At 76.0% G+C, this 15,361-nt stretch carries 13 protein-coding genes; 5 read left to right on the top strand and 8 right to left on the bottom strand.

Going from position 1 to position 15,361, the window contains the following annotated elements; genetic code table 11:
* Positions 1-71: 71 nt before the first annotated feature.
* The 6 genes from LPA42_RS29570 to LPA42_RS29595 form a co-directional block, all read right to left on the bottom strand.
* Positions 72-953, bottom strand: a complete 882-nt coding sequence (locus tag LPA42_RS29570; RefSeq protein ID WP_077938251.1) for a prenyltransferase/squalene oxidase repeat-containing protein — start codon at positions 951-953, stop codon at positions 72-74.
* Between the two features lie 183 nt (positions 954-1,136).
* Positions 1,137-2,384 carry an adenylyltransferase/sulfurtransferase MoeZ gene (gene moeZ / locus LPA42_RS29575; protein WP_176734112.1) on the bottom strand — a complete coding sequence of 416 codons (1,248 nt, stop codon included), beginning with the start codon at positions 2,382-2,384 and terminating at the stop codon, positions 1,137-1,139.
* A gap of 40 nt (positions 2,385-2,424) precedes the next feature.
* Positions 2,425-3,357 (bottom strand): DUF3152 domain-containing protein, encoded by a 933-nt coding sequence (locus LPA42_RS29580; RefSeq protein WP_228987018.1) that lies wholly within the window; start codon positions 3,355-3,357, stop codon positions 2,425-2,427.
* A 92-nt stretch (positions 3,358-3,449) separates the two neighbouring features.
* The gene (locus tag LPA42_RS29585; RefSeq protein ID WP_228987019.1) at positions 3,450-4,304 is read right to left on the bottom strand and encodes a DUF3152 domain-containing protein; all 855 of its coding nucleotides are present in this window, start codon (positions 4,302-4,304) and stop codon (positions 3,450-3,452) included.
* Between the two features lie 86 nt (positions 4,305-4,390).
* Positions 4,391-5,365 (bottom strand): alpha/beta fold hydrolase, encoded by a 975-nt coding sequence (locus LPA42_RS29590; RefSeq protein ID WP_077938249.1) that lies wholly within the window; start codon positions 5,363-5,365, stop codon positions 4,391-4,393.
* Positions 5,366-5,409: 44 nt separating this feature from the next.
* Positions 5,410-8,295 (bottom strand): hypothetical protein, encoded by a 2,886-nt coding sequence (locus LPA42_RS29595; RefSeq protein WP_228987020.1) that lies wholly within the window; start codon positions 8,293-8,295, stop codon positions 5,410-5,412.
* Between the two features lie 147 nt (positions 8,296-8,442).
* On the opposite strand from LPA42_RS29595, the gene LPA42_RS29600 reads away from it, so the two are divergent.
* The 4 genes from LPA42_RS29600 to LPA42_RS29615 all read left to right on the top strand — a co-directional run bounded on the left by LPA42_RS29600 (position 8,443) and on the right by LPA42_RS29615 (position 12,858).
* Complete coding sequence (locus tag LPA42_RS29600; protein WP_043965396.1) at positions 8,443-9,081, top strand: TetR/AcrR family transcriptional regulator; 639 nt, start codon at positions 8,443-8,445, stop codon at positions 9,079-9,081.
* A 65-nt stretch (positions 9,082-9,146) separates the two neighbouring features.
* Positions 9,147-9,374 carry a DUF3107 domain-containing protein gene (locus LPA42_RS29605; RefSeq protein WP_077938248.1) on the top strand — a complete coding sequence of 76 codons (228 nt, stop codon included), beginning with the start codon at positions 9,147-9,149 and terminating at the stop codon, positions 9,372-9,374.
* Positions 9,375-9,758: 384 nt separating this feature from the next.
* On the top strand, positions 9,759-11,429 hold the full coding sequence (locus LPA42_RS29610; RefSeq protein ID WP_077938247.1) for a DEAD/DEAH box helicase: 1,671 nt from the start codon (positions 9,759-9,761) through the stop codon (positions 11,427-11,429).
* Between the two features lie 274 nt (positions 11,430-11,703).
* Positions 11,704-12,858 (top strand): SAM-dependent methyltransferase, encoded by a 1,155-nt coding sequence (locus LPA42_RS29615; protein ID WP_077938246.1) that lies wholly within the window; start codon positions 11,704-11,706, stop codon positions 12,856-12,858.
* Between the two features lie 233 nt (positions 12,859-13,091).
* Here LPA42_RS29615 and LPA42_RS29620 read toward each other — a convergent pair whose 3' ends face one another.
* On the bottom strand, positions 13,092-13,553 hold the full coding sequence (locus LPA42_RS29620) for a hypothetical protein (RefSeq protein WP_077938245.1): 462 nt from the start codon (positions 13,551-13,553) through the stop codon (positions 13,092-13,094).
* A gap of 277 nt (positions 13,554-13,830) precedes the next feature.
* Here LPA42_RS29620 and LPA42_RS29625 point away from each other — a divergent pair, with 277 nt between their 5' ends.
* Positions 13,831-14,247, top strand: a complete 417-nt coding sequence (locus tag LPA42_RS29625) for a helix-turn-helix transcriptional regulator (RefSeq protein WP_043965390.1) — start codon at positions 13,831-13,833, stop codon at positions 14,245-14,247.
* Between the two features lie 56 nt (positions 14,248-14,303).
* Here the strand turns inward: LPA42_RS29625 and LPA42_RS29630 are convergent, their stop codons facing one another.
* The gene (locus LPA42_RS29630; protein WP_077938244.1) at positions 14,304-15,260 is read right to left on the bottom strand and encodes a hypothetical protein; all 957 of its coding nucleotides are present in this window, start codon (positions 15,258-15,260) and stop codon (positions 14,304-14,306) included.
* Positions 15,261-15,361 lie beyond the last annotated feature (101 nt).

The raw sequence follows: 15,361 nt of genomic DNA on the forward strand, positions 1-15,361 counted from the left end.
TTAACGCATACGGTAGAGAGGGGTTCCCTTCTCACCCCGCTGGGCGGAGCCCGAGGCAGGCGGCGGGGCGGTCAGCGGCAGGCGCGGATCGCCGCCAGGGTGGTGTGCACGTCGAACTGGTGGCCGTCGTCGCTCTCCCAGCCGCCGTCGCTGCGCTGGGTCTCGGCCAACCGGCGGCGGGCCGCGACCAGCGTCCAGTGCTGCTCGTCGACGCCGACCCGCCGCAGGGCGGCGGCCAGCGACGCCGCGTTGGCCGGGGAGAGCTTCGGCATCCGGTCGGCCAGCGACACCTGGATCCGGGCCGACTCGTAGAACAGTTCCTGCTGGTGGAAGACCGCCGCGCTGAGCCAGCCGACGGCCAGGTACGACGGGAAGGTGCCGTCCGGCTGGAGCTGCCCGGCGAGGGCCTGGACGGCGGTCTGCACCACGCCCTGGTAGGCGCTGCCGGCGTACGCGCCAGCGGCCTGGTCGGGTGGTCCGGCCGGCCAGCGGGGGTCGGGTGAGTGTGCCGCGCGGCGGCCGGACGCGACGTGCCGCGCGTCCAGATCGGCGACGGTGAGCCAGAAGGTGACGGTGGCGGTCAGGTACAGCCGCGCCTCGGGGTCGCCGGGCCTGGCCCACCAGGGGGCGTCGTCGGCGAGGGCGGGATCCTCCTCCCAGCCGCCGTCGGCCTGCTGCCGGGACGCCAACCAGTCCAGCGCCCGGCGGGCGGCGGGACGGCCGAGAGCACCGAGGTCGTCCAGCTCGGCGAGGCGGAAGCAGGTGGCGTCGACCGAGGCGACGTCGGCGCCCCAGACGGCAGGCCAGCCGCCGGTGGGAGTCTGCCCCACCTCGGCGCTGTCGAGCAGTTCCGGCGACGGTGCCGCGCCGGCCCGCAGCCAGGACAGCCGGGCCCGTTCCACCGCGTCACCGTGCGCCACCACGAACCCGATCGCGGCGTCCAAGTCGACCACGGCAGGAACGCTACCGACGCAAACGCGATCCCACCTCGGATGGTCGGCCGGGCGACACTGGGCGAGCAGTTGCCAACGGTGGGCGAGCAGTTGCCGCCGACCGGCGGGTGGGTGTGAGAAGGGGCCCCTTCTCTACCGAAAGCGTTAAGAAGGGGCCCCTCCTTGCACTCAGCCCGGTCGTGCTCAGTACGCGGGGAGCGAGGGGTCGATCTGCTTGATCCAGGACAGGACGCCGCCCTGGACGTGCACCGCGTCGCGGAAGCCGGCCGCCTTGAGCGCGGCGAGCGCCTCGGCGGAGCGGACGCCGGACTTGCAGTGCAGCACGATCTGCCTGTCCTGCGGCAGCTTCGCCAGCGCCTCGCCGGAGATGATCTCGCCCTTGGGGATGAGCGTCGAGCCGGGGATCCGGACGATCTCATACTCGGCGGGCTCGCGGACGTCGACGAGGAAGATGTCCTTGCCGGCGTCCTGCCACTCCTTCAGCTCGGCCGCGGTGATGGTCGCGTCGACCACCGCCTCCTGGGCCTCCTCGGAGACCGCGCCGCAGAAGTCCTCGTAGTCCTCCAGCAGGTCGGTGACCGTCGGGTTCTCGCCGCAGAGCACGCAGTTCGGGTCCTTCCGGACCTTGATCTTGCGGTAGCTCATCTCCAGGGCGTCGTAGACCATCAGCCGGCCGACCAGCGGCTCACCGATGCCGGCGAGCAGCTTGATCGCCTCGTTGACCTGGATCGAGCCGATCGACGCGCAGAGCACGCCGAGCACGCCGCCCTCGGCGCAGGAGGGGACCATGCCGGGCGGCGGGGGCTCCGGGTAGAGGCAGCGGTAGCAGGGGCCGTGCTCGGCCCAGAACACCGACGCCTGGCCGTCGAACCGGTAGATCGACCCCCAGACGTACGGCTTGCCGAGCAGCACCGCCGCGTCGTTGACCATGTAGCGGGTGGCGAAGTTGTCGGTGCCGTCGACGATCAGGTCGTAGCCGGAGAAGATCTCCCGCACGTTGTCGCGGTCCAGCGCGGTGTTGTGGATCTCCACGTTGACCAGCGGGTTGATCTCGCGGATCGACGCCGCGGCGGACTCGGCCTTGGACCGGCCGACGTCGGAGACGCCGTGGATGACCTGCCGCTGGAGGTTGGACTCGTCGACGGTGTCGAAGTCGATGATGCCGAGCGTCCCGACGCCCGCCGCGGCCAGGTAGAGCAGAGCCGGCGAGCCGAGACCGCCGGCGCCCACACAGAGCACCCGGGCGTTCTTCAGCCGCTTCTGCCCCTCGACCCCGACGTCGGGGATGATCAGGTGGCGCGAGTAGCGGCGGATCTCGTCAACGGTCAGCTCGGCGGCGGGCTCGACGAGCGGGGGCAACGACACGGTGGACTCCCCGGGATCGGCGTGGGTGACGAGCCATTGTCGCTCGCCGAACCGCCGATCGGCCATGAGCAGGGACACCCGCCCGACATGCGGGAGCGGGAATAACTCAGGTGCCCGGGGTCGGCTCCCCCGCGTACCGCTTGCCGTCGAGGTAGGGCCAGGGGTTGGCGACGCAGCCGTCGAGGCCGTACGTCTGCTGCTGCATCACCGGCGCGGGCTCGCCCGGCCCCGGGCATGCCTCGTGCAGCTCGCCGAGCTCGTGCCCGACCTCGTGGTTGACCACGTACGCGCGGTAGACGTCCAACGGGGCGCCGTAGTCCGGGACCGCCTCCATCCACCGGGCCAGGTTGATGATCACCTGGCCGGGCAGGCGGCAGGAGGTGTACCGCTCGGTGCGCAGCCCGCCGAGCGCGCACATCCGCTCGGAGGTGACGGGGGTCGCCAGGTAGACGGTGAAGTCCGCCTCGGGTGCGGAAACGTCGGGGGTGTCGGGGGCGGCGTCGGCGGAGGGGACGGCGTCGGCCTCCGGGCCGGCGGCGGGCTCCGGGTCGGCGGGGCCGGCGGGCCCGGCCACCCGTTGCAGGCGCAGGTCGCCCGAGGCTATCCAGCTGCGCGGGTCGCCCAGCGCCTCGTCGACCGCGGCGGCGAACGCGTCCGGGTCCTGGCCGGTGTCCCGCTCGACGAGCACCCGGTAGCGGCGCACCGGCCCGCCCGTGCCCTGGACCGGGGACTGACCCCCGGCGGCAGTGAACCGGCCGGGTCCGCTGGTCGGCCAGCCGCCCGACCGCCCGGGGGCGGCCCGCTCGGCCCGGCCGTCCTGGTCGGCCCGGTCTCCCTGCGCGGCACCGACGCTGTGGTCGCCCGCCCCGGCCCCCGCCCCGCCGGGGTCCGCCGGCCCGGTCGGCGGCACCGCGCCGAGGACCAGGAGCGCGGCGGCGGCGACGGCGACCAGGGCGGACAGGCCGCCGAGCGCCGTACGGGAGCGCGAGCGACCCGGCCGCCGGGGGCGGTACGCCCCGGATGGGGAGAGGGTAGTCACCCCGTCAGCCTGACAGACAGAACGCGCTCAACTGCGCTTTTGCCACCTACAGCGCGAAAAGCCCTCGCCTTTCCCGGCGCGCTGCGCCCCGGTCACAGCGGCGGGCCGGCGTAGCGGCGGCCGTCCCGGTACGGCCACGGGTTGGCCACGCAGCCGTTGAGGAAGAGGGTCTGCTGCATCATCACCGGCGCCGGCCGGCCCGGCTTCGGGCAGCGCTCGTGCCCGTGCCCCAACTGGTGCCCGACCTCGTGGTTCACCACGTACGTCCGATAGACCGCCAGCGGCACCCCGGCATCGACGAAGTGCGGCACCGACAGCCGCCACCGGTCCAGGTTGATGATCACTTTCCCGGGCGCGCGGCAGGAGGTGTAGGGCCGCCCGCCCACCCGGATGTCGACCCCGCCGGCTGCGCACATCCGCCCCGCCGTGCCGGCCGTGGCCAGGTAGACCGTGAAGTCGTGCCGGGCCGCGCCGGGCACCCGTTGCAGCCGCAGCCGGCCGCTGTCCACCCAGCTCCCCGGCCCCGCCAGCGCCTCCTGCACCGCCGTGCCGAAGTCGCCCACGTCCTCGCCGGCCTCCCGTTCCACCGCCACCCGGTAGCGGCGCAGCGCGCCGGCCGCGCCGAGCACCGCGCCGGGGCGGTCGTCGTACCGGAAGCCGCCCCCGCCGGCCGACGGCACGGGCCCCGGGATCCGCAGCACCGGGGACGCGCCGGGCGCCGGCGGGGAGCCGGTGTCGACGGGCGGGGGACCGCCGAATGCCGCCGCCGGGGGGCCGCCGGGGCTCGGCGACGCCGCCGGGAGGGCCACGCCGCCCGCCGGGGCCGGCGTGCGGGCCGCCTGGTCGACGGCCAGCGCCTCGACGTCGGTCGGGGGACCGTCGCCTGTCGGGGGGCGGGCCGTCAGCAGGACCGCGCCGGCCAGGACGCACCCGGCGAGGGCGGCCACCGACAGCAGGGTACGCCGTCGGACGGCAGGGGCTGCGGGGGAATTCGGGCGGGAAGCGCGACGAGGCAGGAATCCGGGCATCCCGGTCAGGATGCCACGTCACGGACCGTCACGGGGTTCGCCACTTCGTCGAGCAACCCGAGCACCGCGCGGGCCACCGTGCGGGGCACCTCCAGCTGGGCCACGTGCCCCACGCCGCGCAGCATCAACAGCCGGCTGTCCGGGATCACCCGGGCGGCCTGCGGCGCCACCCGCACGTCGACCAGCCGGTCCTCGGACCCGCCGATCACCAGCGTCGGCACCCGCACCGCCGCGGCGAGCCGCCACAGCGACTCCGGCCCCCGCAGGTACGAACGCAGGAAGCTGGAGACCAGGCCGCGGAAGGTGCGCACGTACACGGAGGCATAGTGCGCGGCCTGGTAGCGCAGCAGGATCTCCTCCAGCGCCTCCTGCCGGCGCTGCTCGCTGATCCGGGTCAGGTCGGCCACGCAGGACTCCATCACCTGCTGCGCCATCACCTTCGGGTCCAGCCGGGCCAACTGCCAGCCGACGAGCCGTTCCCCGCGCGGCACGGCCAGCAGGGGCAGCATCCGGCCCTGCAACGAGCGGCGGAAGTCCAGGAAGGGCAGCGCCGGGGAGATCAGGGTCAGCGTGCGTACCAGGTCCGGGCGCAGCGCGGCGACCCGCACCGAGACCGCCCCGCCCAGCGAGTTGCCGAGCAGGTGCACCGGCCCCCGGTCGGAGTGCTCGATCCAGCGGACCACGTGCTCGGCGAACGCGGGGACCGTGTAGCGCCGGCTCGGCTCGCTGTGCCCGAACCCCGGCAGGTCGATGGCCTGGCCGTCGAGCCGGTCGGCGAGCAGCCCGGCCAGGTCGGTCCAGTTCTGCGACGACCCGCCGAGGCCGTGGACGTAGAGCGCCGGCTCGGCCCCGGCGGCGGTGGCCGGGGTGTCCCGGACGTAGGTGACGGAGCCGTCGAGGCGTACCTCCCGACCGGGCCACGGCGGCGGGGTCCCGTGCGGGGGCAGGTGGTGGTCCGGCCCGAGGATGGCGGCTTTCATGGCACCAAGTCTGCCCGCGCCGCCGGCGTCCCGCCCGCCGTCGGTCACGCCAGCAGCGCCTCCAGGCGGCGGTTGACGGCCGCCAGGGTGGCCCGGACGACGGCCTGCCGGGGGTCGCCGGCCACCAGTGCCGAGCCGGCGAGCTGCTCGACCCAGCCGTCGCAGACCAGCAGCACCACCACCGTGGCCACCTCGCAGTTGCCGAACGGCACCACCGCCGCGTGCTCGACGAAGCACCGGCCCCGGTCGGGCTCCTGCTCGCCGCCGCGCAGCAACTGGTCCACCGCCGCCGCCGCGGCGACGGCGCAGAGCCGCAGCACGTAGCCGTCCACGGCGGGCCCGGTCGCGTACCCGGATGCGGTTTCCTGGTCGGCGAGGAGGCGGACCTCGACGTTCGCGTCGAGGCCGAACGTGCTGACCTGGACGTGGTCGATCACCACTCGGGGCCCCGGCGCGCCGCCGGTGTCCAGCGGTCGCGACGGCGCGGTCTCCGTCGTGGTCATCTGCCCACCGGAGTACGAGGAGCCGAGCGTCGCCGGGCTGCCCGTCGCGAGGCCGGCCGGGGCGGCGCTGACCTGGCCCGGCTCCTCCACGGCGGCCCGGCCCCGGTGCGTGGTCGCCTGGCGACGCCGGCGCGGCGGCTCCCCCGCCGGGTCGGCCCGGCGGTCGAGCCGGGGCGGCGGCGCGTCGGCGGGCGGCCGGGCCTCCGGCAGCCGGCCGGCGGCTCCCCGGGGGTCGACGGGGCGGCGCTCGGGGGGCCGGGGGGCGGTGCCCCGCAGGTCGGGGCGCGCCTCGGCCGAACGACGACGCACGGGCGGCGGCGGGGCGCTCGGCATCCCCGGGATGTCCTGCGGGGCGGCGGCCAGCCCCATCCGCTCCTGCAGCAGGCGGGCCACCTGGCGGCTCACCTCGGCGGGGTCGGCACCGTCGGCGAGATCGAGCCGCAGGCTGTGCGCGCCGGCCGGGGTGCGGCGCAGGGCCGCGTCCCGCACCCCGGCGACACCGCGCACGGCGTCGAGGATGGCGTTGACGTCGAACCCCTCGGGCCGCTCCTGCGGCGGGGCGGGCTCGTCGTCGCGACGAAGGTGGGTGGCGATGCGGGCGAGCTCCGGGGTCTCGGCGGGGGGCTCCACGGCTGGCGGCTCCGGCACGACGGGCACGTCCGGTTCGGCGGGGACGCGCTGCGGCAGCACCGCCGTGCGGTCCGGCTGCCGGCCCCCGTCGGCCGGGGTGGCCGGGGTCACCGGGTCGGGTGCGGATCGGCGGGCCGCGTACGGGGGTGCGCTCGTCGGGGCGGGCGCGGGTGGGGTGCGGACCAGCCGGCCGATCCCGCTCGTGGCGGGTGCGGCGGTCGGCCCGGCACCGGTGGCGGTCGGCGGTTGGCCGGGTGCGTCGGTGGGCGGGGCGTCCTCGGGGACCGGACGGAGCCGGAAGGGCCGGGCGGCGGCGGCCCGGACCTCGGCCGGGTCGACGGCTGCGGCGGCCGAGGTCTCGGGCCCGGCGGCGGGCGGGGCAGACGCGGGGCGGCCACCGGCCCAGGCGGGGCGCTCGGCCGGGTCCGGGGCGGGTCGGGCGGCCGGTTCGGCCCCGGCACGCGGCTCGGACCCGGGACGGGGCAGCTCGTACGGGCGGATCGGCTCGGCCCGCACCGGCTGGTACGGGCGGACCGGCTCGGCGCGCACCGGCTCGTACGGCCGGGTCGGCTCGGCGGCGTAGGGGTGGTTCGGCTCCGGCGGGTGGCTGCGACCGGGCGGGGGGGCCCAGTCGGCCGCCCGGCCCTCGCGTGACGGCGGACCGGTCTGCTCGGCCTCCGCGCGCGCCGGGCCGACCGGCTCGGCCTCTGCGCGGGCCCGGCGCCCGGCCAGCTCGTCGATGCCGGCGTGGCGGTCGGCGGTGTCCTCGTCGGCGCGCAGGCGACGCCCGGCCGACCCGTCGTCGCGGGACCGGCGGGCGGGCTCGCCCTCGTCGTCGCGGGAGCGGCGGCCGGCCGGCTCGGCCTGGTCGCGGGACCACGGCGGGGCCCACCCCCCGCCCCAGCTCGGGCGGTTCCAGTCGGGGCCGGCCCAGCCCGGCGGGGGTGGCGCGGCGCTCTCGTCACGCCCCCGGACCGGCCCACGGTCGGGCTCGCCGGGAGGGCCGGGATAGCCGCCGCGGTCGGGCTCACCGGAATAGCCGGCACGGCCGGGGTCGCCGGGATGGCCGGCACGGCCGGGGTCGGCCGGATAGCCGCGCGGATCGTCGTCCTCGGGCGGGAAGCGGTGGGCCCAGTCGTACGGCCCGCCGGCCGTCGCGCCCTGGTCGAGGGCGGCCCGGTCGGCGGGGAAGCCGCGCGGAGCGTCGAAGCCGGCGTCGGCCGGCGGCACCTGACCGGCGGGGGGCGCGGACGCTGGGGCGTCGCCGTCGGGCCAGTGGCCCAGGCGGGGGGCCGGCTGGTCGTCGGAGGAGTGCCGGGCAGCGGGGTCCGGGTCGGTGCCGCGCGACGGGCCGGCCGAGCGCTCCAGGGCGGGGGCCGGGCGCTGCGCGGGGACGGTCAGCCGGTCGTCGTCGGTCTCCCAGGCGGCGTCCTCCGGCAGCGGCGGCGCGCTGACCGGCGTCGGGCGGCCGGGACGCGACTCGTCCCCGGGGTGGGCCACGCCGTTGACGTGCGGGTGGCCGTTGACCCGGGTCGGGGGCTCACCCCGGGTGGCCGGGCCGGGCAGGGGGGCCGGCAGGTCGCCGTGGCGCGGCGACGAGGCGCCCCAGCCGGACGCCGGCTCGGTGCGGCCCCAGCCGGACGGCGCCTCCCGCGACGCGCCGGCGTCGCCGCCACTGGACCAGCCGGTCGCCGAGGGCGCCCACCCGCTGACGGAACGGGCGAGGTCGTCCTGCTGACCCGTGCCGTCGCCGTGCTCTCCCGGGGTGGCGGCACCGGGTTGCCCTGCTTCACTCACCGCGCGCTCCTTGGTCGCCCCCGCTGAGGCTACCGTGTGGTGACAGTGGCGATAAGTTACAGCGGCGGGCCAATTCCGCGCGGGGTTCATCGACCCCGACCGGTTCGGGCGATATGCCGGCTCGTACGACCAGTTTCGGAGGTTCCCATGACGGCTGTGGGGAACGGTGCCCAGACCGCCGGCCGGCCCACGCGTTTGCCCCGCTCCGCGCGGCGCAAGCAGCTGCTCGCGGCGGCGCAGGAGGTGTTCGTCGCGCAGGGATACCACGCCGCCGCGATGGACGACATCGCCGAGCGGGCGGGGGTTTCCAAGCCGGTGCTCTATCAGCACTTCCCGGGCAAGATGGAGCTCTACCTGGCGCTGCTGGACACGCACTGTGACGCGATCGTGGCAAAGGTGCACGACGCGATGCGGGGCACCAACGACAACAAGGAACGCGTCAGCGCGTCGGTCCGCGCGTACTTCGACTTCGTCGACCACGAGAGCGAGGCGTTCCGTCTGGTCTTCGAGTCCGACCTGCGCAACGACCCGGCCGTGCGGCAGCGGGTGGAGCGGGTGGAGCAGGGCTGCATCGCCGCGATCACCGACACGATCATCTCCGACACGGGGGTGAGCCGGGCGCACGCCGAGCTGCTCGCCTCCGGCCTGGTCGGCGCGGCGGAGACGGCGGCGCAGTTCTGGCTGGCCGGGGGCCGGCAGGTGCCGAAGGCCGAGGCGGAGGCGCTCGTGGCGGCGCTGTCCTGGCGGGGCATCGCCAGCTTCCCGCTGCAGGGTGAGTCAGCCTGAACATCCGGCCGTGAGATCGGATAGCCTTCCCACGGCGGCTTTTTCGCCCCAGTTGAGGAGGCACCGTGGAGGTCAAGATCGGCGTGCAGTACGCGCCGCGCGAGCTGGTTCTGGAGAGCGCGCAGTCGCCGGCCGAGATCGAGCAGATCGTGACTGACGCCTTCGCGAAGGACGAAGGGACGCTCTCCCTGACCGACGAGAAGGGCCGGCGGATCATCGTGCCGGTCAACAAGGTCGCCTACGTCGAGATCGCCGAGGCCTCGCCCCGGGCGGTCGGTTTCACCGTTCGCTGATCTCCCTGCGGGAGACCGGCGGCCAGAGGTGCTGGCCGGCCCGACCGCGCAGGTCGGCCGGCCGGACCTCCCCACCCCTCCGAAACGCGTCGCAGCGGGCGCAATCGGGTAGGGCTAAAGTGACCCAGGTCACAATCACCGACCCCGACGTGGGGACCCTGTCCTGAACAGGGACGACACCGGGGCGGCTCAGGTAGTATGGGGCAGTTGCCGTGGGCGCCGATCTGGCGAAGGGTCGATTCCGACCCGAAGCCCTGCACCACGGCGCGCGTGCGGCCCGGTCCGGCTCGGCGATCTCCGCCCCCGACCGTGTGGCCCGCGCCACTACCGTCCGCGCCCTGAGGACCTGAGGGGCGCACCACGAGAGGGCACCCCCAAATCCATATGAGCGATCAGATCTTCGATCCCACAGCCGGCCAGGAGCTGGCACCCACCGCCCCGGTCCGCCCGGAGGCACCCACCTTCGCCGAGCTCGGCGCCCGACCGGAGACCGTCGAGGCGCTGGCGGCGGCCGGCATCACCCGCGCCTTCGCCATCCAGGAGTACGCGATCCCGATCGCGCTACGCGGCGTCGACATGATCGGCCAGGCACCGACCGGCACCGGCAAGACCCTCGGCTTCGGCGTGCCGCTGCTGGAGCGCGTCTTCGCCCCGGCCGAGGGCGGCGACGGCGTGCCGCAGGCCCTCGTCGTCGTCCCCACCCGCGAGCTGGGCATCCAGGTCGCCAAGGACCTCGACGCCGCCGGGCGCACACGGGGCGTCCGGGTGCTGCCGATCTACGGCGGCGTGGCGTACGAGCCGCAGATCGACGCGCTGCGCAAGGGCGTCGAGATCCTGGTCGGCACGCCGGGCCGGCTGATGGACCTGCAGAAGCAGAAGCACCTGCGCCTCGACCGGGTGCGCGCGCTGGTGCTCGACGAGGCCGACCGGATGCTCGACCTGGGCTTCCTCGATGACGTCGAGAAGATCCTCGCGATGCTGCCGGAGGACCGGCAGACCATGCTCTTCTCGGCCACCATGCCTGACCCGATCGTCACGCTGTCCCGGCGCTTCCTGCGCCAGCCGATGACGATCCACGCCGGGCACACCGCCGAGACCGGGCCGTCGCCGCAGACCGAGCAGCTGGTCTACCGCACCCACTCGATGAACAAGATCGAGATCGTGGCCCGCATCCTCCAGGCGGAAGGGCGCGGCCTGACCATGATCTTCACCCGCACCAAGCGGGCCGCCGACCGGGTCGCCGAGGACCTCGACTTCCGCGGCTTCGCCGTGGCCGCCGTGCACGGCGACCTGGGCCAGGGTGCCCGGGAGCGGGCGCTGCGCGCGTTCCGGGCCGGCAAGATCGACATCCTGGTCGCCACCGACGTGGCCGCCCGGGGCCTGGACGTCAGCGGTGTCACCCACGTCATCAACTACGACTGCCCCGAAGACCAGGACACCTACACCCACCGGATCGGCCGCACCGGCCGGGCCGGCGCCACGGGCGTCGCGGTGACCTTCGTCGACTGGGACGACATGCCCCGCTGGCGGATCATCGACAAGACGCTCGGGCTGGAGATGCCGGAGCCACCGGAGACCTACCACACCTCGCCGCACCTCTACACCGACCTGGCCATCTCCCGCGACGTCACCGGCACCCTGCCGACGGCGGAGCGGACCCGGGCCGGGCTGTCGGCGGAGGTCGAGGAGGACCTCGGCGGCCGGTCCCGGCGCGGCGAGTCCAGCGGCCGGGGCCCCCGGCGCGGCGAACGGGGCGAGTCCCGTGGTCGCGGCGAGCGCCGCCCGGCGCGGCCCGCCAGCGACGGCGACGCCGCCGGCGTCCCGGCCGAGCAGGCCGCCGAGGGCGACGCCCGCACGCCGCGCCGCCGGCGTCGCCGCCGGGTCGGCGAGGCGGGGGCCGGCGAGCCGACCGCAGTGGTCACCGCCGAGCCGTCCGGCGCCGAGCCCGCCGCGGCGGCGGCGGCCGACGGCGATCCGGCCAAGCCCCGCCGCCGCCGACGCCGCCGCAGTGGCGGTTCCGGCCCGGGTACGCCCGCCGAGGCGACCGCCGACTGACCCACGCGCAACGCCGACATCCCCCGCCCGGTCCCACCGGAGCGGGGGATGTCGCGTTCCGGCGCCGACCGACCGGGCGGGGCGACCCGGCACACCCGGCGTCCCGCCGACCGCCGCCCCACCGACGGATCGCCCGCCGCCCGATATCCCGCCGAGGGATCGGCCCGCTGCCCGTCGATCGCCGCCCGACGTCCCGCCGAGGGATCGCCCCGGTGTCCCGCCGCGGGCCGCCGCCCGCCGCGCCCGGGGGAATCCCGGCGAGGAAGATGGAGAGATGCCCGAACCCCTGGACGCCGCCCTGACCGAGGTCCGGGCCCTGCTGCTCGACCCCGCGCTGACCCGGGCCGTCGCCGCCGGCCGCCGTAAGGGGCACCGCCCCTCGGTGGTCCGCGCCGAGCTGCGCCCCGTCGTCCTCAAGGCGGGCCCGAGGTTGCAGCTCGCCACCTCCGACGGGGCCCGCCCGCACACCCGCAACCTCGCGCCCGGCGCGGAGGCCGGCGCGGCCGTGGACGCCCTGCTGGCCGAGCCGTTCGGCAACTGGCACGTGGAGACGACCGACGTGACGCTCCAGCTCCGTGTGACCAAGTCCGGCGAGGCGCAGGTGCACCGGGCCGCCGCCGCCCGGCCCGCCGCCGAGCCGGCCGGGCACGACCGGGCCAAGGAGTGGCTGCTCGACCCGGGCGACCCGATCTTCGCCGAGATCGGCGGCACGGCGGCGAAGCGCCGGCAGGTGGACGCGTTCCTGCGGGCGCTCGCCGCGACCCTGCCGGACGACCTCGCCGGGCCGCTGCGGGTGGTCGACCTGGGCTGCGGCAACGCGTACCTGACCTTCGCCGCGTACCGGTATCTCACGCAGCGCGGGCTGGACGTGCGGCTGGTCGGCGTCGACGTGCGGGAGGACCAGCGGCAGCGCAACACCGAGCTGGCCGGGCGGCTCGGCTGGGCCGACCGGGTGATCTTCGTGGCGGGTACGATCGCCGACGCGGTGGTCGACCCCGCCCCCGACCTGGTGCTGGCCCTGCACGCGTGCGACACCGCCACCGACGAGGCGCTGGCCCGGGCGGTGCGCTGGGACGCCCGCTGGGTGCTCGCCGCGCCCTGCTGCCACCACGACCTCGCCGCCCAGTTGCGGACCCGGCCGGCTCCGGCCCCGTACGACCTGCTGACCCGGCAGGGCATCCTGCGCGAGCGCTTCGCGGACGTGCTGACCGACTCGCTGCGGGCCGCGCTGCTGCGGCTGCACGGGTACCGGACCGAGGTGGTCGAGTTCGTCGACTCCCGGCACACGCCCCGGAACCTGCTGATCCGGGCGCGCCGGGCGGGCGGGCCGCCGACGGACGGGCAACGGGCGGACTACCGGGCGCTGGTCGACCAGTGGCGGGTGACCCCGCGCCTGGAGACGCTGCTCGCCACGCCGCCGACCGGCTGACCCGGCGCGCCCCCGGGGGCCGCCGAACCCCGGCCCGCACCTGCTCACGGGCCCGGCCCACGCTCGCTATGTCGGGAATATGGCGGGGTCCGACGGGTCGGGATACCGCTATGTCGCCGACATGGAATCGATCAAGCCCAGCGGGCAGGCCGGGCCGGGCCGGGTCCGCTCTCGTGCCGGCCCGCGGCGCGCCCGCGCCGGTCCGGCCCGGGGCCGTTCTCCTGCCGGTCCGCTCAGCGGCGGCGGTCGCCGCTGCCGCCCCGGTCCCGCCCCGGGGGCCGCTCGTTGCCAGTGCTGCGGTCGAAGGCCGAGAACCGGTCTCCGCGCCCCCGGCCACCGGGCCGCTCGGCGTCGGGCGACACCGTCGGGAACGGCACCACCTTGGCCGGGGTCTCCGCGTTTCCGGCGGCGGCGAAGGCGTTCCAGGAGATGTCGACCAGGAGCCGCTTGAGCTCGGCGTGCCGCACCGCCGCGTTGCGCTGCAGGGCCAGGCGCACGCCGAGCACCACGCCGACCAGCGTCGTGGTGACCGCGCCCGCGGCGGCCAGGACGTGCGCCCCGGTCACCCGGTCGACGTGGAGCACCAGGAAGGCGAGCCAGCCCCAGAAGCCGACGGCGAAGACGCCGGCCTTGGCGACGAAGAAGAGACTGACCGCACCCGGACGGTGCGGCACCGGACGGCTCGGCTCGGTCATGCTGCTCCTCATCGGGCGGTCTCGGACGGCCACGGACGGTGGGCGGACGAGCATCGAGCTTAGTTGACGTACGGCAATCACCCGCAGCGACCGATACGCTTCCCGTGGGAACGTTCCCACTCGGCGGGAAAGAACATGAGGGATATTCGCAGGTAGCCGCCCCGGGACGGCACCGATCGGGACGAAGGGGGCGAGCAAACGCTTGCTTCCGCCACCCGTGGGACTACCCTCAGAGGGCACCGCCCGGTGCTCCGGCCCGAAGGAAGACCGCGCAGGAATGGCTTCGCCAGAGGTTTCGCCGCAGATGGCGTTCGCGCGTTTCGTGCGACGCGCCATCGACGACGCCCGCGAGGAACGGGGCTGGACCGTCAGCGACCTGGCGTCGCACACCGGCGTGGGCCGGTCCACCGTCTTCCGCTGGCTCGCCGGCGACTGGCAGGACTACCCCGAGCTGGCGAAGGTGCGCGGCTTCTGCGCCGCACTCGACCTGCCCGTGACGGCGGCCTTCCGGGCCCTCGGGCTGCCCGACTCCGGGCCCGTCCCCCGGCGGCGCGGCGACGAGGGGCCGGTCGAGGCCGACGTCCGGGTCATCCTCCAGCGGCTGGCCGACCCGGCCGTGCCGGCCGAGGAGAAGCACCACATCCGCGACCTGCTCCGCTACCTGGCCCGCCGTCCGGTCCGCCGCGCCGGCTGAGCCGTCCCTGCTGAGCCGCGCCGGTTGAGCCGCCCCGGCCCCGGCAGGGTCACGGGTCAGGGCACGTTCAGGGTGAACTCGGCCGTCCGCACCACGCCGGCCACCTGGAAGTCGAGGTAGAGCCGGTAACTGCCCGGCCCCGGCACGGTCACCTGGAAGCTCACCCCCGCCGTCGGCGGCCCCGCCTCCGGGTGCACGTGCAGATATCCCAGGTCGCCCTCGCGCAACGCCACCAGGTGCCCGTACGCGCCCAGGTAGCGCTCCAGCGGCGCGGCGGCGCCGTCGGCGGCGCGCACCTCGAACCGCAGCGGCCGGGTCACGCCGATGGCGGGCTCGCCGGACCAGCTCACCGCGAAGCCGTCCACGGTGGCGGTGCGGGCCGCCGCCGGCAGCGGCCGGGGAGCGTACTCCCCCGGGACGGCCAGGTCGGTGCCCAACGTCCGGGCACTCTGCCCGCCATCGTCGGTGACCAGCGTGAAGTCGGCGTACGCCCGCCAGACGCCCGGCTGCGGCAGGGTCAGCGGGACCGACCAGGTGCCGTCCGTCGCCATCGTCGGGTGCAGGTGCTGGTAACCGGTGAGGTCGCGGCGCACCACGATCATGTGCATCGGCTTGTCGTGCACGACCGCGAACCGGGTCACCGGCCGCCCCTGGGCGTCCCGGATCTGGAACCGGAACTCGCCGGCCCGCCCGGCGGCGAGGTCGGCCGCCAGCGGGGCCAGCGTCCAGCCGCCGGAGCTGACCGCGAGGCCGCCGACGCCCGTCGGGTCGCCCCCGTCGGCGGTGCCGCCGTGGTCGTGCGCCCCGGTGCCCGGGGCATGGGTGTGGTCCGCGCCGGCCGGGGTCAGCGCGTAGCCGCCGGCCGCCGGGGGCGGATTGAGCCGGCCGAGGCCGAACCCGAGCAGGACCGCGAGCACCAGCCCGCCGACGACCAGCGCGAGCCGCAGCGTGCCCCGGTCGACCAGCACCCCGGGCTGCTGCGGCTCCCCGCCGTCGGGAAGCTGATCGGTCATCCGCCCACCGTACCGTCGGGCCCCGCCCAGCCTGGTCAGCGACCGCCTGGCGTGGCCCTGGTCGCAATCCGCCGCGCCCGGGAACTTTTGTTTGCAGGGGC

Source organism: Micromonospora sp. DH13 (assembly GCF_020873825.1).
Taxonomy (GTDB): Bacteria; Actinomycetota; Actinomycetes; order Mycobacteriales; family Micromonosporaceae; genus Micromonospora; species Micromonospora haikouensis.